Annotated in this window: 19 protein-coding genes; 18 read left to right on the top strand and 1 reads right to left on the bottom strand. The window is 71.5% G+C overall.

Annotation, left to right across the window (positions count from 1 at the left end):
- Window positions 1–166 precede the first annotated feature (166 nt).
- A complete protein-coding gene (gene bldD, locus LWF15_RS34365) occupies window positions 167–664 on the bottom strand; it encodes a transcriptional regulator BldD (protein WP_231449190.1) in 498 nt (165 codons plus the stop codon).
- Between the two features lie 212 nt (window positions 665–876).
- Between bldD and pyrR the strand changes: the two genes are divergently transcribed.
- The 18 genes from pyrR to def all read left to right on the top strand — a co-directional run bounded on the left by pyrR (window position 877) and on the right by def (window position 22,281).
- Window positions 877–1,515: a bifunctional pyr operon transcriptional regulator/uracil phosphoribosyltransferase PyrR gene (pyrR, locus tag LWF15_RS34360; protein ID WP_232815185.1), complete on the top strand. Its 639-nt coding sequence runs from the start codon at window positions 877–879 to the stop codon at window positions 1,513–1,515.
- Window positions 1,512–2,474 (top strand): aspartate carbamoyltransferase catalytic subunit, encoded by a 963-nt coding sequence (locus LWF15_RS34355; protein WP_232815184.1) that lies wholly within the window; start codon window positions 1,512–1,514, stop codon window positions 2,472–2,474. The genes pyrR and LWF15_RS34355 overlap by 4 nt, the downstream gene beginning before the upstream one ends.
- The gene (locus LWF15_RS34350; RefSeq protein WP_232815183.1) at window positions 2,474–3,784 is read left to right on the top strand and encodes a dihydroorotase; all 1,311 of its coding nucleotides are present in this window, start codon (window positions 2,474–2,476) and stop codon (window positions 3,782–3,784) included. The genes LWF15_RS34355 and LWF15_RS34350 overlap by 1 nt, the downstream gene beginning before the upstream one ends.
- Window positions 3,781–4,917 carry a glutamine-hydrolyzing carbamoyl-phosphate synthase small subunit gene (carA, locus tag LWF15_RS34345; protein ID WP_232815182.1) on the top strand — a complete coding sequence of 379 codons (1,137 nt, stop codon included), beginning with the start codon at window positions 3,781–3,783 and terminating at the stop codon, window positions 4,915–4,917. Before LWF15_RS34350 ends, carA begins: the two co-directional genes overlap by 4 nt.
- A complete protein-coding gene (gene carB / locus LWF15_RS34340) occupies window positions 4,901–8,221 on the top strand; it encodes a carbamoyl-phosphate synthase large subunit (protein ID WP_232815181.1) in 3,321 nt (1,106 codons plus the stop codon). The genes carA and carB overlap by 17 nt, the downstream gene beginning before the upstream one ends.
- 5 nt (window positions 8,222–8,226) lie before the next feature.
- On the top strand, window positions 8,227–9,066 hold the full coding sequence (gene pyrF / locus LWF15_RS34335) for an orotidine-5'-phosphate decarboxylase (protein ID WP_269811329.1): 840 nt from the start codon (window positions 8,227–8,229) through the stop codon (window positions 9,064–9,066).
- A gap of 532 nt (window positions 9,067–9,598) precedes the next feature.
- Window positions 9,599–12,598 (top strand): sensor histidine kinase, encoded by a 3,000-nt coding sequence (locus LWF15_RS34330; RefSeq protein WP_232815179.1) that lies wholly within the window; start codon window positions 9,599–9,601, stop codon window positions 12,596–12,598.
- A gap of 129 nt (window positions 12,599–12,727) precedes the next feature.
- Window positions 12,728–13,156 carry a roadblock/LC7 domain-containing protein gene (locus LWF15_RS34325; RefSeq protein WP_232815178.1) on the top strand — a complete coding sequence of 143 codons (429 nt, stop codon included), beginning with the start codon at window positions 12,728–12,730 and terminating at the stop codon, window positions 13,154–13,156.
- Window positions 13,153–13,518 carry a DUF742 domain-containing protein gene (locus LWF15_RS34320; protein ID WP_232815177.1) on the top strand — a complete coding sequence of 122 codons (366 nt, stop codon included), beginning with the start codon at window positions 13,153–13,155 and terminating at the stop codon, window positions 13,516–13,518. Before LWF15_RS34325 ends, LWF15_RS34320 begins: the two co-directional genes overlap by 4 nt.
- Window positions 13,499–14,095, top strand: a complete 597-nt coding sequence (locus LWF15_RS34315) for a GTP-binding protein (protein ID WP_232815176.1) — start codon at window positions 13,499–13,501, stop codon at window positions 14,093–14,095. The genes LWF15_RS34320 and LWF15_RS34315 overlap by 20 nt, the downstream gene beginning before the upstream one ends.
- A gap of 584 nt (window positions 14,096–14,679) precedes the next feature.
- A complete protein-coding gene (gene mihF, locus LWF15_RS34310; protein ID WP_052532909.1) occupies window positions 14,680–14,994 on the top strand; it encodes an integration host factor, actinobacterial type in 315 nt (104 codons plus the stop codon).
- A 7-nt stretch (window positions 14,995–15,001) separates the two neighbouring features.
- A complete protein-coding gene (gene gmk, locus LWF15_RS34305; protein WP_285622245.1) occupies window positions 15,002–15,640 on the top strand; it encodes a guanylate kinase in 639 nt (212 codons plus the stop codon).
- 69 nt (window positions 15,641–15,709) lie between these two features.
- Window positions 15,710–15,970 carry a DNA-directed RNA polymerase subunit omega gene (rpoZ, locus tag LWF15_RS34300; RefSeq protein ID WP_269811320.1) on the top strand — a complete coding sequence of 87 codons (261 nt, stop codon included), beginning with the start codon at window positions 15,710–15,712 and terminating at the stop codon, window positions 15,968–15,970.
- 13 nt (window positions 15,971–15,983) lie between these two features.
- Complete coding sequence (locus LWF15_RS34295) at window positions 15,984–17,522, top strand: bifunctional phosphopantothenoylcysteine decarboxylase/phosphopantothenate synthase (RefSeq protein ID WP_232815174.1); 1,539 nt, start codon at window positions 15,984–15,986, stop codon at window positions 17,520–17,522.
- A 106-nt stretch (window positions 17,523–17,628) separates the two neighbouring features.
- On the top strand, window positions 17,629–18,819 hold the full coding sequence (gene metK, locus LWF15_RS34290; RefSeq protein WP_232815173.1) for a methionine adenosyltransferase: 1,191 nt from the start codon (window positions 17,629–17,631) through the stop codon (window positions 18,817–18,819).
- Window positions 18,820–18,905: 86 nt separating this feature from the next.
- The gene (locus tag LWF15_RS34285) at window positions 18,906–21,101 is read left to right on the top strand and encodes a primosomal protein N' (RefSeq protein WP_232815172.1); all 2,196 of its coding nucleotides are present in this window, start codon (window positions 18,906–18,908) and stop codon (window positions 21,099–21,101) included.
- A gap of 78 nt (window positions 21,102–21,179) precedes the next feature.
- Window positions 21,180–21,719, top strand: coding sequence for a hypothetical protein (locus LWF15_RS34280; RefSeq protein WP_232815171.1), 540 nt, complete (start codon window positions 21,180–21,182; stop codon window positions 21,717–21,719).
- A gap of 16 nt (window positions 21,720–21,735) precedes the next feature.
- Entirely contained in the window at window positions 21,736–22,281 is a 546-nt protein-coding gene (gene def / locus LWF15_RS34275) for a peptide deformylase (RefSeq protein WP_232815170.1), read from the top strand.
- Window positions 22,282–22,286 lie beyond the last annotated feature (5 nt).

Below are 22,286 nucleotides of genomic sequence, written 5' to 3'. Positions count from 1 at the left end.
AACCGTGGTGCCCAACGCTGACCTGGCCTGCCGATGGTGCCGAACTGACGTACTCGGTCGAAGGAGAGGTGCGGGCGAGGACGCCGGCCGCCCCGGCGTCCTCAGTCGTGCTCCGTCCCGCTCAGGTCCCGGGACGGAGGTGGTGCCGTACCGGCCGTCAGGCCGGTCAGTCCTCCTGGGCCACCGCGCGACGGGCGTCCGCGTTCAGGACCCCCCACGTGATGAGCTGCTCGGCCAGCACGGCCGGCGGCACGTCGTAGATCACCGCGAGCGTGCGCAGGTCGTCGGTCCGGATGGAGAGGACCTTGCCGTTGTAGTCACCGCGCTGACCCTGGATCGTGGCCGCGTAGCGAGCCAGCGGACCGGCCTTCTCGGCCGGGACGGACTGCAGCCGCTCCAGGTCGAGGACGAGCTTCGGCGGGGGCTCGCTGCTCCCCGTCGGAGCCGCGTCCGGCAGGAGTGCCTGGACCGGCACACCGTAGAAGTCGGCCAGCTCCGCGAGCCGCTGAACGGTGACCGCACGGTCGCCCCGCTCGTACGAGCCGACCACCACCGCCTTCCAGCGGCCTTCGGACTTTTCTTCCACCCCATGGAGGGAAAGCCCCTGCTGGGTGCGGATCCCACGCAGGCGGGCGCCCAGCGCCCTGGCGTAATCAGATGCCATGCCGATGATAGTCACGGAGAGTCACTGACTCCGTCAAGTCACATCGGCAAACTTCTCCAAGGAATTCGCCACTCGGCGTAGGCGAAGCGCCCCCTGGCTACACGCGCCGTCACCGGCTGGTAGCCTCCGGGAGCCGAAAGACGCTCGAAAACGTCATCGACGACCAGTCCTTTAACGATCCGTCCCGTGAGGCGGAGAAGGAGGTCGACTCAATGTCGCCCGCACGCCCTGCTACGAACTCACCCAGCGCACCGGACGATCCGCCCGGCAGCAGCACGGGCACCAGCACCGGTCCCGGCGGTCCCGAGGCCGTGAGAGCAGTCCTGGAGCCCGCCGAGATCGGCCGCGCGCTCAGCCGCATCGCCCACGAGGTGCTGGAGCGGAACAAGGGCGCGGAGAACCTCGTCCTGCTCGGCATCCCCACCCGGGGCGTCACCCTGGCCCACCGCCTGGCCGCCCGGCTGGCCGCGATCGAGGGCACCGAGGTGCCGGTCGGCACCCTCGACGTCACGATGCACCGCGACGACCTGCGCCGCCAGGCGTTCCGGTCGATCGCCGCCACCGAGCTGCCGCCCGGCGGGGTCGACGAGAAGGTCGTCGTGCTGGTCGACGACGTGCTCTACTCCGGCCGCACGATCCGCGCCGCGCTCGACGCGCTCTCGGAGTTCGGCCGCCCCCGCGCGGTCCGGCTGGCCGTCCTGGTCGACCGCGGCCACCGCGAGCTGCCGATCCGCGCCGACCACGTGGGCAAGAACCTGCCCACCTCCGCGCTCGAGCGGGTGCGGGTCCGGCTCAGCGAGATCGACGGCGGCGACGACGTGGTCAGCATCGTGGGCGGGGTGGCCAAGTGAGGCACCTGCTCTCCGCCGCCGACCTGACCCGCGACCAGGCGGTCTCGATCCTCGACGTGGCCGGCCAGATGGCGGCCACCCAGCGCCGCGAGATCAAGAAGCTGCCGACTCTGCGCGGGCGCACCGTGGTGAACCTGTTCTACGAGGACTCCACCCGGACCCGGATCTCGTTCGAGGCGGCGGCCAAGCGGCTGTCCGCCGACGTGATCAACTTCTCGGCCAAGGGCTCGAGCGTGTCCAAGGGCGAGAGCCTGAAGGACACCGCGCTCACCCTGAAGGCGATGGGGGCCGACGCGGTCGTCGTCCGGCACCCGGTCTCCGGGGCCCCGCACCGGCTGGCCAACGCCGGCTGGATCGACGGCATCGTGGTCAACGCCGGCGACGGCACCCACGAGCACCCCACGCAGGCCCTGCTCGACGCCTACACGCTGCGCTCGCGGCTGAACGCGGACGCCCCCGGCTCGGACCTGAAGGGCCGCCGGGTGGCGATCGTGGGTGACGTTCTGCACAGCCGGGTGGCGCGTTCCAACGTCCGCCTGCTCACCACCCTGGGGGCCGAGGTGGTGCTGGTCGCGCCACCGACGTTGCTACCGGTGGGGATCGGCAACTGGCCGTGCTCGACCTCGTACGATCTGGACGACGTGGTCGGTGGCGGTCACGGCGACCTGGACGCGGTGATGATGCTGCGGGTCCAGCGCGAGCGGATGAACGCGGCGTTCTTCCCCAGCGCCCGGGAGTACTCCCGCCGCTACGGGCTGGACGCCCGCCGGATGGACCGGCTGCCGGACCACGCGCTGGTGATGCACCCGGGCCCGATGAACCGCGGCCTGGAGATCACCGCGGAGGCGGCCGACTCGCCGCGCTCCACGATCGTCGAGCAGGTGGCCAACGGGGTCGCCGTCCGGATGGCCGTGCTGTACCTGCTCCTTGCTGGGCAGGCCGATGGGAAGGACGCCTGATGAGCGCGAAGTACCTGGTCAAGGGCGCCCGCCCGCTCGGCGGCGAGGCCACTGACATCCTGATTGAGGACGGCCGGATCGCCTCCCTGGGCAGCGGCACCTCGGGCGATGCGCAGGTGATCGACGCGGACGGGCTGATCGCCCTTCCGGGTCTCGTCGACCTGCACACCCATCTGCGTGAACCCGGCCGGGAAGACGCCGAGACGGTGGAGACCGGCACCCGGGCCGCCGCGCTCGGCGGCTGGACGGCCGTGCACGCGATGGCCAACACCGACCCGGTGGCCGACACCGCCGGCGTCGTGGAGCAGGTCTGGCGGCTGGGCCGTCAGTACGGCTGGGTCGACGTGCGTCCGGTCGGTGCGGTCACCGTGGGTCTGGCCGGCGAGCGGCTGGCCGAGCTCGGCGCGATGGCCGACTCCGCGGCCGGCGTGCGGGTGTTCTCCGACGACGGCCACTGCGTCTGGGACCCGGTGCTGATGCGCCGCGCCCTGGAGTACGTGAAGGCGTTCGACGGGGTGGTGGCCCAGCACGCCCAGGAGCCCCGGCTGACCGAGGGCGCGCAGATGCACGAGGGCGAGGTCTCGGCCGAACTGGGTCTGGCCGGCTGGCCGGCGGTCGCCGAGGAGGCGATCATCGCCCGCGACGTGCTGCTGGCCGGGCACGTCGGTTCCCGCCTGCACGTCTGCCACGTCTCCACGGCCGGCTCGGTGGAGATCCTGCGCTGGGCCAAGACCCGCGGCATCGACGTCACCGCCGAGGTCACCCCGCACCACCTGCTGCTGACCGACGAGCTGGTGCGCAGCTACGACCCGGTGTTCAAGGTCAACCCGCCGCTGCGCACGGCCGCCGACGTGCAGGCGGTGCGCGAGGCCCTGGCCGACGGGACGATCGACATCGTGGCCACCGACCACGCGCCGCACCCGGTCGAGGCCAAGGACTGCGAGTGGGGCGTCGCCTCGATGGGGATGACCGGCCTGGAGACCGCGCTGTCGGTGGTCCAGGAGGCGATGGTCGACACCGGCCTGCTCACCTGGGAACAGGTGGCGACGCGGATGTCGCACGCCCCCGCCCGGATCGGCCGGGTGTCCTCCCAGGGCCGCCCGATCGCGGTCGGGGAGCCCGCCCACCTGACCCTGGTCGACCCGGCCGCCCGGTGGGAGTGCGATCCTGCAGTTCAGGCCACGATGGGCCGTAACTCTCCGGTGCGGGGCCGGACGATGCACGGCAGCGTGGTCGCGACGATCTACGCCGGTCGTGCCACTGTGCTCGACGGCAAGCTGAACGAGGCTCTTCTGGAGGTGCCCCTGTGACCCACAGCCCCGCGGTGCTCGTCCTGGAGGACGGCAGCACCTGGCGCGGTCGTGCCTACGGTGCGGTCGGCGCGACGGTCGGCGAGGCGGTGTTCTCCACCGGGATGACCGGCTACCAGGAGACGCTGACCGACCCGTCGTACCACCGGCAGGTCGTGGTGATGACCGCCCCGCACGTCGGCAACACCGGCGTCAACGACGAGGACCTGGAGTCCGCGAGGATCTGGGTGGCCGGCTACGTGGTGCGCGACCCCGCGCGCCGCGCCTCCAACTGGCGCTCGAAGCGCGAACTGCCCGCCGAGCTGGCCGGGCAGGGGGTCGTGGGCATCTCGCACGTCGACACCCGCGCCATCACCCGCCACCTGCGTGAGCGCGGGGCGATGCGGGTGGGCATCTTCTCCGGTGACGCCCTGGCGCCCGAGAGCGAGCTGCTGGAGCAGGTCCGCAACGCGCCCCCGATGAGCGGCGCCGCGCTGGCCGACGAGGTCAGCACCGACCGGGCCTACGTCGTGCCCGCCCTCGGCGAGAAGCGTTTCACGGTGGCCTCGATCGACCTGGGCATCAAGGCGATGACGCCGCAGCGGATGGCCCAGCGCGGGATCGAGTCGCACGTGCTCCCGGCCCGGGCGAGCATCGAGGACGTGCTGGCGACGAACCCCGACGGGGTGTTCTTCTCCAACGGCCCGGGCGACCCGGCCACCGCCGAGCCGCAGATCGCGCTGCTGCAGCAGGTGCTCGAGCGGCGGATCCCGTTCTTCGGCATCTGCTTCGGCAACCAGCTCTTCGGCCGCGCCCTCGACCTGGGCACCTACAAGCTGGGCTACGGCCACCGCGGGATCAACCAGCCGGTGATGGACCGCACCACCGGCAAGGTCGAGGTCACCGCGCACAACCACGGCTTCGCCGTCGACGCGCCCCTGGAGGGCACCTTCGCGACGCCGTTCGGGCAGGCTCAGGTGAGCCATGTCAACCTCAACGACGACGTCGTCGAGGGTCTCAATCTTGTTGACGGGCCTGCATTCTCGGTGCAGTACCACCCCGAGGCGGCAGCCGGTCCGCACGACGCCGGCTACCTGTTCGACCGCTTCGCCGATCTGATGGGGGAGCACAGCGCCGATGCCCAGAAGAACTGACCTCTCCAGCATCCTGGTGATCGGGTCCGGCCCGATCGTGATCGGCCAGGCCTGCGAGTTCGACTACTCCGGCACCCAGGCCTGCCGGGTGCTGCGCGAGGAGGGCCTGCGGGTCGTCCTGGTCAACTCCAACCCGGCCACGATCATGACCGACCCGGAGTTCGCCGACGCCACCTACGTCGAGCCGATCACCCCCGAGGTGGTCGAGGCGATCATCGCCAAGGAGCGCCCGGACGCGCTCCTGGCCACCCTGGGCGGCCAGACCGCGCTCAACACCGCGATGGCCCTGCACGCGGCCGGCGTGCTGGAGAAGTACAACGTCGAGCTGATCGGCGCCAACGTGGCGGCGATCGAGGCCGGCGAGGACCGCCAGCTGTTCAAGGGCGTGGTCGACCGGGTCCGGGAGAACTACGGCCTGGACGCCTCGGTCGCCCGCAGCTTCATCTGCCACTCGATGGACGACTGCGTCGCGGCCACCGCGGAACTCGGCTACCCGGTCGTGGTCCGGCCCAGCTTCACCATGGGCGGCCTCGGCTCGGGCATCGCCTACGACCGCGACGACCTGGAGCGGATCGCCGGCGCCGGCCTGCACTACTCGCCGACCACCGAGGTGCTCCTCGAGGAGTCGATCATCGGGTGGAAGGAGTACGAGCTCGAGCTGATGCGCGACCACAACGACAACGTCGTGGTGGTCTGCTCGATCGAGAACCTCGACCCGATGGGCGTGCACACCGGTGACTCGATCACCGTGGCCCCCGCCCTCACCCTGACCGACCGGGAGTACCAGCGCCTGCGCGACGTCGGCATCGCGGTCATCCGCGAGGTCGGGGTGGACACCGGCGGCTGCAACATCCAGTTCGCGGTCAACCCGGTGGACGGCCGGGTGGTCGTCATCGAGATGAACCCGCGGGTCTCCCGCTCCTCGGCGTTGGCCTCCAAGGCGACCGGCTTCCCGATCGCCAAGATCGCCGCCCGCCTGGCGGTCGGCTACTCGCTCGACGAGATCCCGAACGACATCACCGAGAAGACCCCGGCCAGCTTCGAGCCCACGCTCGACTACGTCGTGGTCAAGGTCCCGCGGTTCGCGTTCGAGAAGTTCCCGGCCGCCGACCCCACGCTGACCACCACGATGAAGTCGGTCGGCGAGGCGATGGCGATCGGCCGGAACTTCACCGAGGCCCTGCAGAAGGCGCTGCGCTCGCTGGAGAAGAAGGGCGCGGCGTTCCACTGGGACGGTCCCGTGCCCGAGCTCGCGCCGCTGCTCGAGGCCGCGAAGGTGCCCACCGAGAACCGGCTGCTGCAGGTGCAGCAGGCGGTCCGGGCCGGGGCCACGATCGAGCAGCTGCACGAGGCGACGAGGATCGACCCGTGGTTCCTGGACCAGCTCATGCTGATCGAGGAGCTGGCCCAGGAGATCAGCGGCGCCGACGCGCTGACGCCGGACCTGCTGCGCGAGGCCAAGCGGCACGGGTTCTCCGACGTCCAGCTGGCCGCCCTGTCGGGGCTGTCGGAGGACGTGGTGCGCGGGGTGCGGCACGCGCTGGGGGTGCGCCCGGTGTACAAGACGGTCGACACCTGCGCCGCCGAGTTCGCCGCCAGCACGCCGTACTACTACTCCAGCTACGACGAGGAGGACGAGGTCACCCCGTCCTCCCGGCGCAAGGTGATCATCCTCGGCTCCGGGCCGAACCGGATCGGCCAGGGCGTGGAGTTCGACTACTCCTGCGTGCACGCCTCGTTCGCGCTGCGCGACGCCGGCTACGAGACCGTGATGGTCAACTGCAACCCGGAGACGGTCTCCACCGACTACGACACCAGCGACCGGCTCTACTTCGAGCCGCTCACCCTCGAGGACGTCCTCGAGATCGTCCACGCCGAGAGGCGTTCCGGTGAGCTGGTCGGCGTGATCGTCCAGCTCGGCGGGCAGACCCCGCTGGGCCTGGCGGCCGCGCTGAAGGCCAACGGGGTGCCGATCGTGGGCACCAGCCCGGAGGCCATCGACCTGGCCGAGGACCGGGGCGAGTTCGGGCAGGTCCTGGCCGACGCCGGGCTCCTGGCCCCCAAGCACGGCACCGCGATCAGCTTCCCGCGGGCCCGGCAGATCGCCGCCGAGATCGGTTACCCGGTCCTGGTGCGCCCCTCCTACGTGCTCGGCGGGCGCGGCATGGAGATCGTCTACGACGAGAACCAGCTGGCCGACTACCTGGAGCGCGCCACCGAGGTCGGCCCCGGCCGTCCGGTGCTGGTCGACCGCTTCCTCGACGACGCGATCGAGATCGACGTGGACGCGCTGTTCGACGGCGAGGAGATGTACCTCGGCGGCGTGATGGAGCACATCGAGGAGGCCGGGATCCACTCCGGCGACTCGGCCTGCGTGCTGCCGCCGGTCACCCTGGGCCAGCGCGACATCGAGCGGGTCCGCGTCTCGACCGAGGCCATCGCCCGCGGGGTCGGGGTCCGGGGCCTGCTGAACGTCCAGTTCGCCCTGGCCGCCGGCGTCCTCTACGTGCTCGAGGCCAACCCCCGGGCCAGCCGGACCGCGCCGTTCGTGTCCAAGGCCACGGCGGTGCCGCTGGCCAAGGCCGCGGCCCGGATCATGCTCGGTGCCTCGATCGCCGACCTGCGGGCCGAGGGCATGCTGCCGGCCCAGGGTGACGGCGGCACCATGCCCGCCGAGTCGCCGGTGTCGGTGAAGGAGGCGGTGCTGCCGTTCAAGCGCTTCCGCACCGCCAAGGGCGAGTTCGTCGACACCCTGCTCTCCCCGGAGATGCGCTCCACCGGCGAGGTCATGGGGATCGACACCGACTTCCCGCACGCCTTCGCCAAGTCCCAGTCGGCGGCGTTCGGCGGGCTGCCGGACTCCGGCACGGTGTTCGTCTCGGTCGCCGACACCGACAAGCGGGCGATGATCTTCCCGGTCAAGCGGCTGGTCGACCTCGGCTTCACCGTGCTGGCCACCGACGGGACCGCAGATGTGCTGCGCCGTAACGGAATCGCCTCCACCCGCGTCCGCAAATTGGGGCTCGGACGGGGAGCGGCGGGGGAGCCGACGATCGTGGACATGATCGCCGCGGGCGAGGTGGACATGGTGGTCAACACCCCGTCCGGCCCCGCCGCGCGGATGGACGGCTACGAGATCCGGGCCACCACCACGGCCGTGGACAAGCCGATCATCACCACGATCCAGCAGTTCTCGGCCGCCGTGCAGGCGATCGAGGCGGCCCGGAACGAGCCGATCCGGGTGGCCTCGCTGCAGGAGCACGCGGTGCGGCTGGGCGAGCTGCGCGCGGAGCAGCAGCTGTGACCTCGCTGATCCCGTTCGGCGAACGTCTGAGCGCGGCCGTGCGCGAGCGCGGCCCGCTCTGCGTCGGCATCGACCCGCACCCGGCCCTGCTGGCGCGCTGGGGTCTGGACGACGACGTGGCCGGTCTGGAGCGTTTCACCCTGACCACGGTGGAGGCCCTGGCCGGCCAGGTCGCGGTGATCAAGCCGCAGGCGGCGTTCTTCGAGCGGTTCGGTTCCCGGGGGGTGGCCGTGCTGGAACAGGCCCTGGCCGGTGTCCGGGAGGCGGGCGGGCTGAGCATCGTCGACGCCAAGCGTGGAGACATCGGCTCGACCATGGCGGCCTATGCCGACGCCTACGCCGGACCGGCCTCCCCACTGGCCGGCGACGCGGTGACGGTCTCACCGTTCCTCGGATTCGGTTCTCTGCGGCCGCTTCTCGACGTGGCCAGGGCGAACGGCCGCGGTGTCTTCGTGCTCGCTCTCACCTCGAACCCGGAGGGCGGCCAGGTCCAGCACGCCCGGGGCGCCGAGGGCCGCACCGTGGCCCAGACGATGATCGACGCCGCGGCGGCCGAGAACACGGGCGCCCAGCCGCTCGGTTCCGTGGGCGTGGTGGTCGGGGCGACCGTCACCGGAGTCGGGCGCGAGCACGACCTCTCGGCCCTGAACGGGCCGATCCTGGCGCCCGGGATCGGTGCGCAGGGGGCCACCGCGGCCGATCTGAAGGCAGTTTTCGGTGCTGCGGTCGGGCACGTGCTGCCGAATTCCTCGCGGGAGGTGCTGGGGGCCGGTCCCTCGGTGGCGCAGTTGCGTGAGGCCGCCGCCCGGACCGTCGAATCAGTACGCGAGGTTCTCGGAGCGTAATTGCCAAAGGACGCCCGGCAACCGGATTCTTCCGGCGGCCGGGTTTTCTTTTGTCCAGTTTGATAACGGAACACCGACGAATGTCCCCGACCATCCGTGAATAGCCGGTGGCTTTCCGTCACGAACAACGAATGTCGGATATGACTTCGTCAAGGGAGTGTTCACGGCTGTACACAGAGCTATCTGCACTTGACTCCCATAAGCGAACAGTGCTTATGTTGCACCCCTCAGGGCCATATCCGTACCAAATCGGATGGGGCGCAACGGGTGTGCGGGAGTCGCCAGCGGGATCCCGTGCAAGTCACAAAGCCGGAAACGTCACAAGCGGACCCGGACTCCAGGAGATCGTCACTGCCTGACGGAATGCGAGCAAGGGTGCACGCTGGGTAATTCGTTGATCGGCATGCACCTGTTGCCGGACTCCGGGCCCAGCCCCTGTTCGTGGCCGTGATCCGCCCGCCCGGTCCCACCGGCGCGACGGGAGTGGCCCCTACCCCAGAGTCCCCGGGGTTCGGGAAGGAATGCCGTCTCGATGGCTCCGAAGGCCAGCGGTGCCCGAAAGCGACTGGGCGGCCGGTCGATCCGCACCCGCATCCTGATGATCGGCTGGTTCCCCAGCCTCTCGCTCGTCCTGGTCGGCCTCACGGTGGCGTCCTACTTCGCCTACAACGCCTGGGACCTGCGCGGCGCGAACAGTGTGGTGAAGGACAGCCTCGGCTCCTCCCAGTCGTTCATCCCCGAGGCCCGGCGCGAGCTCCTGCTCAGCGCGGCCTACCTGGCCGACCCCTCACCGGAGAACAAGAGCCGGCTGGACGCCCAGCGCGCCAGCACCGACCAGGCCCTGGTGACGATCGGCGAGGACGCGGGTTCGCTGGCCGAGAGCGCGCCGCCGGAGCTCGACCCGGTGTTCGCCGCGTTCGCCGGGCGGATGGCCGAGATGCCGAAGATCCGCGGGCGGATCGACACCGGCGACGCCACCGTGCTGGAGGCCACCGACTACTGGGGCGGCATGATCCGCCAGATCGCCGAGAGCGTGTGGGCCCTGGCCCGGGTCGCCCCGAACGGTAACGCCTCGGTCGAGGAGAACACCTCGGCCAGCCTGATCATGGTGGTCAACCAGCTGGCCCGGGGCAACGGCCTGGCCTACGTGGCGTTCTCGAACGAGGGCCTGACCCCGCAGGAGTACCAGACCTTCGTCCGGACCGGCGGCAACTACCGCGACGACCTGGAGACCATCGCCACCCAGCTCCCGGCCTCGGAGCAGGCCCAGCTGGAGGAGATCACCTCCAGTGCCGCCTGGCGCCAGCAGGCCCAGGTCGAGCTGGCGGTGCTCGAGGCCGCCCCGCTCACCCAGAAGCAGAAGCGGGCCTTCGCCGAGGCCGACGGCAAGGGGCCGCAGAACGACGACGCCCCGGCGCAGCCCGACGCGGGCGAGGACCAGGGGCAGGGGAGCGGGACCGAGCCGGAGAACGCCGGTGACCTGCCGGCCGGTGCGCTCGGGCTGTCGGACACCGCCCCGACCAAGGGCCAGGTGAACAACGGCAAGCTCAAGGCCGAGCTGCCGATCGCCTCCTCGGCCTGGGAGACGGCCAACGACGAGGTCACCCAGCAGCTGACCGACCTGGCCCTGCTGCACCTGGACTACTCCTCCACACTGGCCGTGGACGCGGCCGACGACCAGGTGAACGCGGCGATCTACGGCGGGGTCGGCTCCCTGCTCTTCGGCGCCCTGGTCTTCATGCTCACCACCCGGGAGTCCAACCGGCTGGCCGCGCGCCTGCGCGGGCTGCGCGACCAGACCCTGGACATGGCCCAGAACCGGCTGCCCGCCCTGATCGAGGGGCTGCGGGCCGGTGAGGTCGACGAGGAGCACCGGCAGATGCCGACCCTCAGCTACGGCTCCGACGAGATCGGTGAGGTGGCCGACGCCTTCAACCGGGCCCAGTCGATGGCGGTCAGCGCGGCCGTGCAGGAGGCCGAGACCCGGGCCGGCCTGCGCGAGGTCTTCCTGAACATCGCCTACCGCAGCCAGGTGATCGTGCACCGGCAGCTGGGCGTGCTGGAGAAGGCCGAGCGCTTCGAGGAGGACCCGGAGCAGATCGAGCTGCTGTTCGAGCTCGACCACCTGGCCACCCGGGCCCGCCGCAACGCCGAGAACCTGGTCATCCTGGGCGGCGGCCAGCCCGGCCGGCGCTGGCGCAACTCCGTCGACCTGCTGCAGGTGGTCCGCTCCTCGATCTCCGAGGCGCAGGACTACGCCCGGGTCTCGATCGGGCGCCTGCCCCGCCTGTCGATCAACGGGTCCGCGGTGGCCGACGTCATCCACCTGCTCGCCGAGCTGGTCGACAACGCCACCTCGTTCTCCCCGCCGATGTCCAAGGTCGAGGTCCGGGGCAACCTGGTCGGCAAGGGCCTGGTGATCGAGATCGAGGACCAGGGCCTGGGCATCCCGGCGGACAAGCTCACCGAGCTCAACGAGATGCTGACCACGGCCCCCGACTTCCACGCGCTGACCCTGCGCGAGGAGCCCCGCCTGGGCATGTTCGTGGTGGCGCAGCTGGCGGCCGGCCAGAACATCCGGGTCACCCTGACCCCGTCCCCGGCCTACGGCGGCACCAAGGCCGTCGTGCTCATCCCGACCGAGCTGTTCGAGGCCAACCCGGCGGGCGGCCTCACCGGCAGCACCCAGACGCTGGCCATCGACGGCGCCGACGCGGCGCCGGGCGGGCAGGCGGCGCGGTCGCTGCACGAGCGCATGGCGATCACGGGGGAGATGACCGGTGAGATCAGCCTCGTCCCCTCACCGGGCGAGACCACCGGTGCGACCCCGGCCCTGACCGTGGCCCCCGGCGAGGCCCGCACTGCCACCGGCCCGATCGACCGTCCCGGCCGGGACGAGCTGGGCGCCCGGCCGACCGGGTTGCACCCCGTTCCACCGGTCGGCAGCCGGCCCGCTGCGCCGGGCCAGTCCGCTCCGACGCAGACCGGCCCGATGCGGCACGCCCAGTCCAGCTTCCCAGGCACCCCGGGTACGCCCGGTGGTCCGGGCCTCTCGGCCGGGTCGCAGAACCCGCGGGTGGACGTGCCCGGTCCGAGCAGCCACTTCCGGCAGAACCTGGCCGACGGCGAGCCCGGCCCGACGGTGAACCAGCAGGCCCGGATCGACTACCCGGCCTCGCGGGGCAACGGCGCGGGGATCATCAGCGCCCCTCCGGCGTCCGGCAGCCTGCCGACGCGCACGCCCGGCGCGGCGCAGAACGGCGGGGCGCAGAACGGCGGGCTGGGCAAGGGGGCGCCCACGCCTCCGGCCGGGGTGCGCCGCACCACCGACGACGGCCGGCCGGCGCTGCCCCGGCGCACCCGGCAGGCCCATCTGTCCGACCGGCTCAAGAACACGCCCATGCCGAGTGCCCCGCCGGTGCCCGAGCGGGCCGAGGCGGGCCCGCAGGGCGACCCGGACCTGGCCCGCAACCGGATGGCGGCGTTCCAGCGGGGCACCCAGCGCGGCCGGACCGAACGTCCGGAGAACTGACCGGCGGTCGCGGCCGGTCACGAGCGGGCCGCGACCAGCACCTGCAGCACCTGTACGACAGCACCACCGGGCACCACGCAGAAGAAGGGCGAAGACACTGTTTTCGCGAACCACGGACTGGAAGGCGAGATGACGCAGAACAGCGCGATGGGTGGCCTGGACTGGCTGGTGGAGGATCTGCTCCGCCGTCTGCCGGGCGCGGACCGGGCGATCGTTCTCTCGTCCGACGGCCTGCTCATCGGCCGGTCCAGCAACCTCGACCGGGACGACGGCGAGCACCTGGCCGCGGTCGCCTCCGGCTTCCAGAGCCTGGCCCGGGGCACCGGCCGGCACTTCGGGGGCGGCGGGGTGCGGCAGACCGTGGTCGAGATGGACAACTACTTCCTGGTGGTCACGGCCGCCGGGCAGGGCGCCTGTCTCGCGCTGCTGGCCGACGTGAACGCGGACATGGGCATGGTCGCCTACGAGATGAACCTGCTGGTGAAGCAGGTGGGCACCTATCTCAGCTCGCAGCCGCGCGCCGAGGAGGCAGGTCCGGGGGCGGGTCCCCGACCGTGACTCCGGCGGATCAGCACTGGTTCGACGAGGAGGCCGGGCCCCTGGTCCGGCCGTACGCGCTGACCCGCGGGCGTACCACCAGCAAGCAACGTGACCTCGCGATGATCACCCTGGTGGTGGCGCTGCAGCGGGTCACCCCGCAGCTGGCCGACACCCTGGAGCCCGAGGGGCTGCAGATCGTCACCATGTGCCAGCACCCCAAGTCCGTCGCCGAAGTCTCCGCCGACCTGGGCCTGCCGCTCAGCGTCGTCAAGATCCTCATCGGTGACCTGATCGACCGGCAGCTGCTGATGTTCCGGTCCGCGGTCACCCCCGACATCAACGTCCTCCAGGCGGTTATCAATGGCATTCGCCGACTCTGACTCCAACCAGCGGCCCGGGGTACGCGCGACGGCGGTGAAGCTGCTGATCGCGGGTGGCTTCGGAGTCGGGAAGACCACCATGGTCGGAACCATCAGCGAGATCCCGCCGCTGCGCACCGAGGAGCTCATCACCGAGCTCAGCCGGGGGGTGGACGACCTCTCCGGGGTGGAGTCCAAGCGCACCACCACGGTCGCCCTCGACTTCGGCCGGATCACGATCAGCCCGGAGCTGGTGCTGTACCTGTTCGGCACGCCCGGCCAGGACCGGTTCTGGTTCATGTGGGACGAGCTGGCCGAGGGCGCGATCGGCGCCGTGGTGCTGGCCGACACCCGCCGGCTGGAGTCCTGCTTCCCGGCCGTGGACTTCTTCGAGCGTCGCGGCATCCCGTTCGTGATCGGGGTGAACTGCTTCGACGGGGAGGCCGAGTACAAGCCCGACGAGGTGCGTGAGGCCCTGGACCTGGACGCCCGGGTGCCGGTCGTGATGGCCGACGTGCGCCAGCGCGCCTCGGCCAAGGAACTGCTGGTCACGCTGGCCGAGCATGCGATCACGATGGCCACCGCGGCACCGGCCTGAAGCACCCGCCGTACGTCCGGCACCTGCCTCCGGGCGGGTGCCGGACGCTTTTGTGCGCTGGTCGGGCCCAGAGGCCGTCTGCGGCCCGCTGAGGGCCGTCAGAGGGGTGTGGGGCGCGTGTTACCTGCGCCCGTCCGGGGCCGGGGCCGGGGACCCGGTGCGAGGAGGGTGGCCGCGCGTGACAGGATCAGCGCCGTCAATCCGGCGGTAAATGCGCTCCGAAGCCTTAAAACATCTCTCGATGTCGGTTTCACGGCGCGTCCCGGAGGACATGAATACCAGTATGTCTGGATTAGCCGTTAGTGTCGGCTCTCGACGGAACCCGATCGTCAGCGATCGAGGTTGCGTGGTGACCGGAACACGGCTGGAAGCTGGTGGGAAAGTCGAACGGAACGGCATACCGCACGGTGGCGTGGCGACACGGCCCCCCGCGTTGCCCTCCGGGATACCGACTCGCTAGGTTCGGACCAGATTTCGCGGTCTGCCTGCGCCGATCGGGGAAAGAATGATCGGCCGGACGGCCGGAATTGCTCCGGTACGGCTCAACTACCTACTGAGTTCGACGAACAACTGAGGTGACTCAAGTGGCTCTGCCCCCCCTGACTCCCGAGCAGCGGGCCGCCGCCCTGGTGAAGGCGGCCGAGGCTCGGCGCGCGCGTGCCGAGATCAAGAACAGGCTCAAGTACTCGCAGGGCTCACTCGGTGAAGTGATCAACGAGGGGCAGGAGAACGAGGTGATCGGCAAGATGAAGGTGTCGGCACTGCTCGAGGCCCTGCCCGGCGTGGGCAAGGTGCGTGCCCGTCAGATCATGGAGGAGATCGGTATCTCCGAGAGCCGGCGTGTGCGTGGTCTCGGCTCCAACCAGATCGCGGCGCTGGTCAAGCGCTTCGGGAGCTGATTCGGCGGTGATCGGGACGGAGCTCGGGAACCCGTCGGGGGGCGGGGTGGTGCGGCCAGGACGGCTGACGGTACTGGCTGGACCTACGGCGGTGGGCAAGGGCACGGTCGCGGCCGACATCCGCCGTCGCTACGAGCAGATCTGGCTGTCCGTCTCGGTCACCACCCGGCCGCCGCGGCCGGGAGAGGAAGACGGCGTCCACTACTACTTCGTGGACGACGCAAGGTTCGACGAGCTGGCCGCGACCGGCCAGCTCCTGGAGTGGGCGGTGGTGCACGGCCGGCACCGGTACGGCACCCCGCGCGCGGCGGTCGAGCAGGTCCTCGCCCAGGGCCGGCCGGCCCTGCTGGAGATCGACCTGCAGGGTGCGCGGCAGGTGCGCACCACCATGCCGGGTGCCTTCTTCGTCTTCCTCAAGCCGCCCAGCCTCGACGAGCTGGTCCGCCGGCTGGTCGGGCGGGGCACCGAGGACAGCGAGGAGCGGGCGCGTAGGCTGCGCACGGCCGAGGTCGAGATGGCGGCCGAGTCGGAGTTCGACATCAGCATCGTGAACGACGACGTGCGCCGAGCCACCGACGAGCTCGTATCATGGATGGGTCTGACTCCCACCGACAGCTCGATCGACCCGGTGGAGTCGAGTCACTGAGGGCCCGGCGCCGTCCGGCGCCGGATCCGTCGAGCTTCACCGCACCACCACCTACGCCTGGAGTTTGTGTTGTCTGGAACCGTTGCCAGTCCCGAGGGCATCACCAACCCGCCGATCGACGACCTGCTGTCGACGGTGGAGTCGAAGTACTCGCTGGTCATCTTCGCGGCCAAGCGCGCGCGGCAGATCAACGCCTACTACTCGCAGCTGGGCGAGGGCCTGCTGGAGTACGTCGGCCCGCTGGTCGAGACGCACGTGCAGGAGAAGCCCCTCTCGGTCGCCATGCGCGAGATCAACGAGGGTCTGCTGACCGCCGAGAAGCACGACTGACCAGCTCACCCGCATGGCAGTGAACGGCCGCCGGATCGTCCTGGGTGTCGGGGGCGGCATCGCCGCCTACAAGGCGGTGCTGCTGCTGCGCTTGTTCAAGGAGGCGGGGCACGACGTCCGGGTGGTCCCCACCGAGGCGGCGCTGACCTTCGTCGGCGCCCCCACCTGGGCGGCCCTGTCCGGGCACCCGGTCTCCGCCTCGGTCTGGGACGAGGTCCACGAGGTGCCGCACGTCCGGATCGGCCAGCAGGCCGACCTGGTCGTGGTGGCCCCGGCCACGGCCGACCTGCTCGCCCGGGCCGCGCACGGCCTGGCCGACGACCTGGTCACCAACGTCCTGCTCACCGCCCGCTGTCCGGTGCTCCTGGCCCCGGCCATGCACACCGAGATGTGGACGCACCCGGCCACCGTCGCCAACGTGGCCACCCTGCGCGAGCGGGGCGTGTCGGTGCTCGACCCGGCCAGCGGCCGGCTCACCGGGGCCGACACCGGCCCGGGCCGCCTGCCCGAGCCGGAAGAGATCTTCGCCGCCGCACTCGCCCTGCTGTCCTCCGCCGGGCCGCCCCGCGCCGAGGCGACTCTTGCCGGGTCGACTCCTGCCGGGCGGACTCACGCCGGGCCGACTCCTGCCGGGCCGACTCACGCTGAGCCGACTCACGCTGAGCCGACTCACGCTGAGCCGACTCACGCTGAGCCGACTTCAGCCGTGAAGACCTCAACCAGGAAGACCTCAACCGCGAAGACCTCAGCCGCGGAGACCTCCGCCGAGCCGACCACGCGGGCATCCACCTCACTGGTCACGGCCCAGGCGTCCTCGCGGACGTCGGCGGCCGAGGCGTCCGGCCGACCGGTGCACGACCTGACCGGCCGCCGGGTCGTGATCTCCGCCGGGGGCACCCGGGAACCGCTCGATCCGGTGCGCTTCCTCGGCAATCGCTCTTCCGGCCGCCAGGGCGTCGCTCTGGCCCAGGCCGCTCTCGACCGGGGCGCCCAGGTCACCCTGGTGGTGGGCTCGATCGAGGTGACCCCACCCGCCGGTGCCGACCTGGTCCGGGTCGAGACCGCGCTGCAGATGCGTGAGGCGATGCAGGCCGCCGCACCGAAGGCCGACGTGGTGGTGATGGCCGCGGCGGTGGCCGACTTCCGGCCGTCCGAGGTCGCCACCCACAAGATCAAGAAGTCGGCCGGATCCGACGACGCGCCGGTGGTCACCCTCGTCCGCAATCCCGACATCCTGGCCGGGCTGGTGGCCGGCCGGACCCCCGGTCAGATCGTGGTGGGGTTCGCCGCCGAGACCGGCGACGAGTCCGGCACCGCGCTCGACCACGCCCTCGCCAAGCTCGCCCGCAAGGGGTGTGACCTGCTGGTCCTGAACGACGTGGCGGCCGGGAAGGTGTTCGGCAAGGAGGACACCGAGGTCACCGTGCTGGGCGCGGACGGCACGATCACCCCCGTCCCACCGGGCAGTAAGGCTGAGGTCTCTCACGCCGTGTGGGGGGCGGTTGTCCCACTTCTGGGGACCGCGGGACCCGTTGTCCACCGGAATGGTTAGAGTAAGCCGCTAGATAGACCCCGGCTGCCGACGTCCGTTTCGTGGTGCGCGGCGCCACTGCAACCTCGTCCGAAACTTCTCCTCGTCATCACCCTTCGGGAGTGCCGTGTCTGACCGTTTGTTCACCTCCGAGTCCGTCACCGAGGGGCACCCCGACAAGATCTGTGACCAGATCAGTGACGCGGTCCTGGATGCTCTGCTGGAACAGGACCCCACCTCCCGTGTCGCGGTCGAGACCATGGTCACCACCGGCCTGGTCCACGTCGCCGGCGAGGTCACCACCAAGGCCTACGCCGACATTCCCTCGATCGTGCGTAAGACGATCCTGGACATCGGCTACGACTCCTCCACGAAGGGCTTCGACGGCAACTCCTGCGGCGTCGAGGTCAGCATCGGTGCGCAGTCGCCCGACATCGCCCAGGGTGTGGACACTGCCTACGAGGCCCGCGTCGAGGCCGGGGAAGACCCCCTCGACCTGCAGGGCGCCGGCGACCAGGGCCTGATGTTCGGCTACGCCAACGACGACACCCCGGAACTGCTGCCGCTGCCGATCTGGCTGGCGCACCGGCTGGCCGAGCGCCTGACCGAGGTCCGCAAGTCCGGCGAGGTGCCCTACCTGCGCCCGGACGGCAAGACCCAGGTCACCATCGCCTACGACGGCGACAAGGCCGTCCGCCTGGACACCGTCGTGGTCTCGTCGCAGCACGCCGCGGACGTCAGCCTGGAGAACCTGCTCCTGCCCGACGTGGTCAACCACGTCATCAAGCCCGTCCTCGAGCGCGTGTCCATCGACACCAGCGACTACCGGCTCCTGGTCAACCCGACCGGCCGGTTCGAGGTCGGTGGCCCGATGGGTGACGCCGGCCTGACCGGGCGGAAGATCATCGTGGACACCTACGGTGGTTTCGCCCGCCACGGCGGCGGCGCCTTCAGTGGCAAGGACCCGAGCAAGGTCGACCGTTCCGCCGCGTACGCGATGCGGTGGGTCGCCAAGAACGTGGTCGCTGCTGGTCTGGCCAAGCGGTGCGAGGTGCAGGTCGCGTACGCGATCGGTAAGGCCCAGCCGGTCGGCCTGTACGTGGAGACCTTCGGCACGGAGACCGCTCCGATCGACCGCATCACCGCGGCGATCAAGGAGGTTTTCGACCTGCGGCCGGCCGCGATCATTCGTGACCTGGACCTGCTGAAGCCGAAGTACCACCAGACCGCGGCCTACGGTCACTTCGGCCGTGACCTGGAGGGGATGACCTGGGAGCAGACCGACCGCGTCGACGCCCTGCGCTCGGCCATCGGCTGAACCTGATCGCCGGTTCAGCACCGTAATCCACAGCACGGCCGTCACCCGCAGGGGTGACGGCCGTGCGTGCTTTAACGTGGCACCTCATGAGCACGGGATCCGACGCCAGCAGCTCCGGCGACCAGCTGGAACTGCTCCGCGCCGCCACCCGGGGCCGTAAACCGAAACCGCCTGCCGCCGCAGCCGCCGAGCTGCCGGTCGGGCGGGTCACGGTAGACGTGCCGCTGCCTCACCTCGACCGGGTCTTCGACTACCTGGTGCCCGAGCCGATGTCCGCCGCAGCCCAGCCCGGCGTGCGCGTGCGGGTGCGTTTCGGCGGGCAGGACATCGAGGGCTATCTGCTCGAGCGCGTGGCCGAGACCGAGCACCAGGGCAAGCTGGCCCCACTGCGCCGGGTGGTCTCGCCCGAGCCGGTGCTCGTCCCATCGGTCCTGAAGCTCTGCCAGGCGGTCGCCGAGCGCTACGCAGGCAACCTCACCGACGTGCTGCGGCTGGCCGTGCCACCCCGCCACGCCCGGGTCGAGCAGGCCCCGCGCCCCGAACCGCTCGAGCCGCTCACCGGCCCGGTCGCGCCGCAGGGGTGGGAGAACTACCGCGCCGGCCCGGCCCTGCTGGCCCGCATCGCGGCCGGCGACGCACCCCGCGCGGTGTGGACGGCGCTGCCCGGCCGGGCCTGGTGCGAAGACCTGGCCACCCTCGTCCAGACCGCGCTGCACGCCGGGCGCGGCTCCTTGGTCGTGCTGCCCGACAAGCGCGACGTGGATGCGCTCGACCAGGTGCTCACCGAACGGCTCGGGGCCGGCCGCCACGCCCGGCTGGAGGCCGATCTCGGCCCGACCACGCGCTACCGCAACTTCCTGTCGCTGTCCCGGGGCGACGTCCGGGTGGCGATCGGGACCCGCGCCGCCGCCTTCGCCCCGGTGCACGACCTGGGGCTGGTGGCGATCTGGGACGACGGCGACGAGATGCACGCCGAGCCCCGCGCCCCCTACCCGCACGCCCGTGAGGTGCTGGCCGTGCGTGCCGAGCTCGAAGGGGCGGCCCTGGTGGCCGGCTCGTGGTCGCGCTCGGTCGAGTGCGCGGCCTGGCTGCGCACCGGCTGGGCCCGCCCGGTGGTGGCCGACCGTCAGGTGGTCCGAGGGGCCTGGCCCCGGATTCAGGTGGCGGCCACCGCCCTCGGCGGGCAGGACGACCCCTCGGCCCACGGCCGGCTGCCCAGCTCGGCCTGGCGGGCGATCAGCGACGGTCTGCGGCGCGGCCCGGTGCTGGTCCAGGTGCCGCGGGCCGGCTACCTGCCCGGCCTGGCCTGCCAGGACTGCCGGCACCCGGCCCGCTGCGGGCACTGCCACGGTCCGGTCGGTCTGCCCTCCTCGGGCCGGGCCTCCCGCGATCCCGACCAGGCCGCCCTGCCCGAGTGCCGCTGGTGCGGCCGGGTGGCCGCGGCCTGGCGCTGCGGCAACTGTCAGGGCCGCCGCCTGCGCGCCACCACGGTCGGGGTCGGGCGCACCGCCGAAGAGCTCGGGCAGGCGTTCTCCGGCGCCGCAGTGGTGGTGCCCCAGGCCGACGGGCCCACCCCTCACGTCCCGGCCAACGCACTGGTCGTGTCCACCCCGGGCATCGAACCCCCGGCCGAGGGCGGTTACGCCGCTGCGGTCCTGCTCGACGCCGGGCGCCTGCTCGAACGCCCGGATCTGCGCGCGAGCGAAGACGCCCTGAGACGCTGGTTGGGCGCCGCCGCCCAGGTGCGCCCATCGTCCTCTGGTGGTTCTGTGATCATCGCGGCCGATCCGCAGGCCCCGGCCGTGCAGGCGCTGGTCCGGATCGACCCGGGCACCCAGGCCGATCGCGAGCTCGACGAGCGCACCGAACTCGGTTTCCCGCCCGCGGTGGTGCTCGCCGACGTCACCGGCTCGGCCACGGCGGTCAACTCGCTCGTGCGCACGGCCCAGCTGCCCGAGGGCACGCAGACCCTGGGCCCCACCGAGATCTTCGAGGCCCCCGGCCCGCCCCGCCCGGAGTCCTCGAAGCCTCAGCCGGCCAAGCCGCAGCCCCGGCGCAGACTGCCCCGGCCCAGCCCGCAACTGGCCGGGCTGGAAGAGCCCTCCCCACCGCCGCAACCGGCCGAAGAGATCGACGAGACCCAGGTCAGGGTGTTGCTGCGGGCTCCCCGCCAGGAGCTCGCGGTGCTGGCCAAGGCCCTGCACGCAGCCGCGGCGATCCGCAGCTCCCGGCGTGAGCCCGGCGCCACCCGTATCCAGCTCGACCCGCTCAACCCGGGCTGACACCAGCCCAACGGCGCAGTCCGCAGCCCTCGCCAGGATCCTCCGACCGCCGTAGTGTCGTGGCAGAGGTGATGCCAGATGTCGGAGAGGGAGTTCCGGATCGCCTACGCGCCGGGACTGCGCCAGCTGCTGGGCGGACTCGGGTGTGGGCCCGCGACCAGTGGCGTCCGGGTGAGTCAGGACACCGTGCGGGTGTACCTGGGCTGGGCCTTCCAGGTCAGCATCCCGCGGTACGCCATCGCCGTGGTCGAGCCCGACGACCGCAGGGTGGTCAGTGTGGGCGTGCACGGCTGGCGGGGTACCTGGCTGGTCAACGGGAGCCGCCGCGACCTGGTCCGGATCCAGCTCGGCACCGGGGTCCACGCCCGGGTCCTGGGCCGGTCCGCGCCGCTCACCACCCTGCTGGTCAGCGTGGAGGAGCGGGACGAGTTCATCCACCTGATCCGGCCGCCCGGTCCCGGCCCGAACACCCCCCGGGTCGCCCGGGCCCGCCGGATCCGCCTGCCCTCCCCGAATCTCAAGCCGGTGCTCGGGCCCGGTCTGGCCGGGGCCCGTACGGCCGGCCGACAGGTCCGTTCCGGCTCCGCTCCCGAGCTTTTGCAGAGGCCGAACGCCTGACCCGTAGACTCGTGCGGTGCCTATCCAGACCATCCGACTGTTCGGTGACCCGGTGCTGCGCACCAAGGCCGAGCCGGTCGTCGATTTCGACCGTGAGCTGCGCACCCTGGTCAAGGACCTCGAGGACACGATGATGGACGCGCCGGGCGCCGGCCTGGCCGCTCCGCAGATCGGCGTCGGGCTGCGGGTGTTCACCTACTACGTCGACGGGCAGCTCGGGCACCTGATCAACCCCGACCTCGACCTGTCGGTCGAGGAGCAGGAGGGCGGCGAGGGCTGCCTGTCGCTGCCCGACCTGGTGTTCGACACCCGGCGCGCGCTGCGGGTCGTGGCCAAGGGCTTCGACCAGCACGGCGAGCCGGTCGAGATCGAGGGCAGCGAGCTGCTGGCCCGCTGCATCCAGCACGAGACCGACCACCTCGACGGCATCCTGTTCATCGACCGGCTCGACCGCGACACCCGCAAGCTGGCGCTGAAGGCGATCCGCGAGGCGGAGTGGAACGGCGCGGCCGCGCCGCAGGTCAAGGTCAGCCCGCACGCCACCTTCGGGCGAGCCATCTAGACGTC

The sequence above is a fragment of the Kineosporia rhizophila genome (assembly GCF_021277265.1).
GTDB classification, from domain to species: domain Bacteria; phylum Actinomycetota; class Actinomycetes; order Actinomycetales; family Kineosporiaceae; genus Kineosporia; species Kineosporia rhizophila.
The sequence above is the reverse complement of the archived record's forward strand: the minus strand, read 5'-3'. Positions and strand labels throughout refer to the sequence as shown.

Bases quoted from the DNA above. Each gene is read 5' to 3' on its own strand.
- bldD (WP_231449190.1), bottom strand. From the start codon at position 664: ATGGCATCTGATTACGCCAGGGCGCTGGGCGCCCGCCTGCGTGGGATC.
- pyrR (WP_232815185.1), top strand. From the start codon at position 877: ATGTCGCCCGCACGCCCTGCTACGAACTCACCCAGCGCACCGGACGAT.
- LWF15_RS34350 (WP_232815183.1), top strand. From the start codon at position 2,474: ATGAGCGCGAAGTACCTGGTCAAGGGCGCCCGCCCGCTCGGCGGCGAG.
- carB (WP_232815181.1), top strand. From the start codon at position 4,901: ATGCCCAGAAGAACTGACCTCTCCAGCATCCTGGTGATCGGGTCCGGC.
- LWF15_RS34330 (WP_232815179.1), top strand. From the start codon at position 9,599: ATGGCTCCGAAGGCCAGCGGTGCCCGAAAGCGACTGGGCGGCCGGTCG.
- LWF15_RS34325 (WP_232815178.1), top strand. From the start codon at position 12,728: ATGACGCAGAACAGCGCGATGGGTGGCCTGGACTGGCTGGTGGAGGAT.
- LWF15_RS34315 (WP_232815176.1), top strand. From the start codon at position 13,499: ATGGCATTCGCCGACTCTGACTCCAACCAGCGGCCCGGGGTACGCGCG.
- LWF15_RS34295 (WP_232815174.1), top strand. From the start codon at position 15,984: ATGGCAGTGAACGGCCGCCGGATCGTCCTGGGTGTCGGGGGCGGCATC.
- LWF15_RS34285 (WP_232815172.1), top strand. From the start codon at position 18,906: ATGAGCACGGGATCCGACGCCAGCAGCTCCGGCGACCAGCTGGAACTG.
- LWF15_RS34280 (WP_232815171.1), top strand. From the start codon at position 21,180: ATGTCGGAGAGGGAGTTCCGGATCGCCTACGCGCCGGGACTGCGCCAG.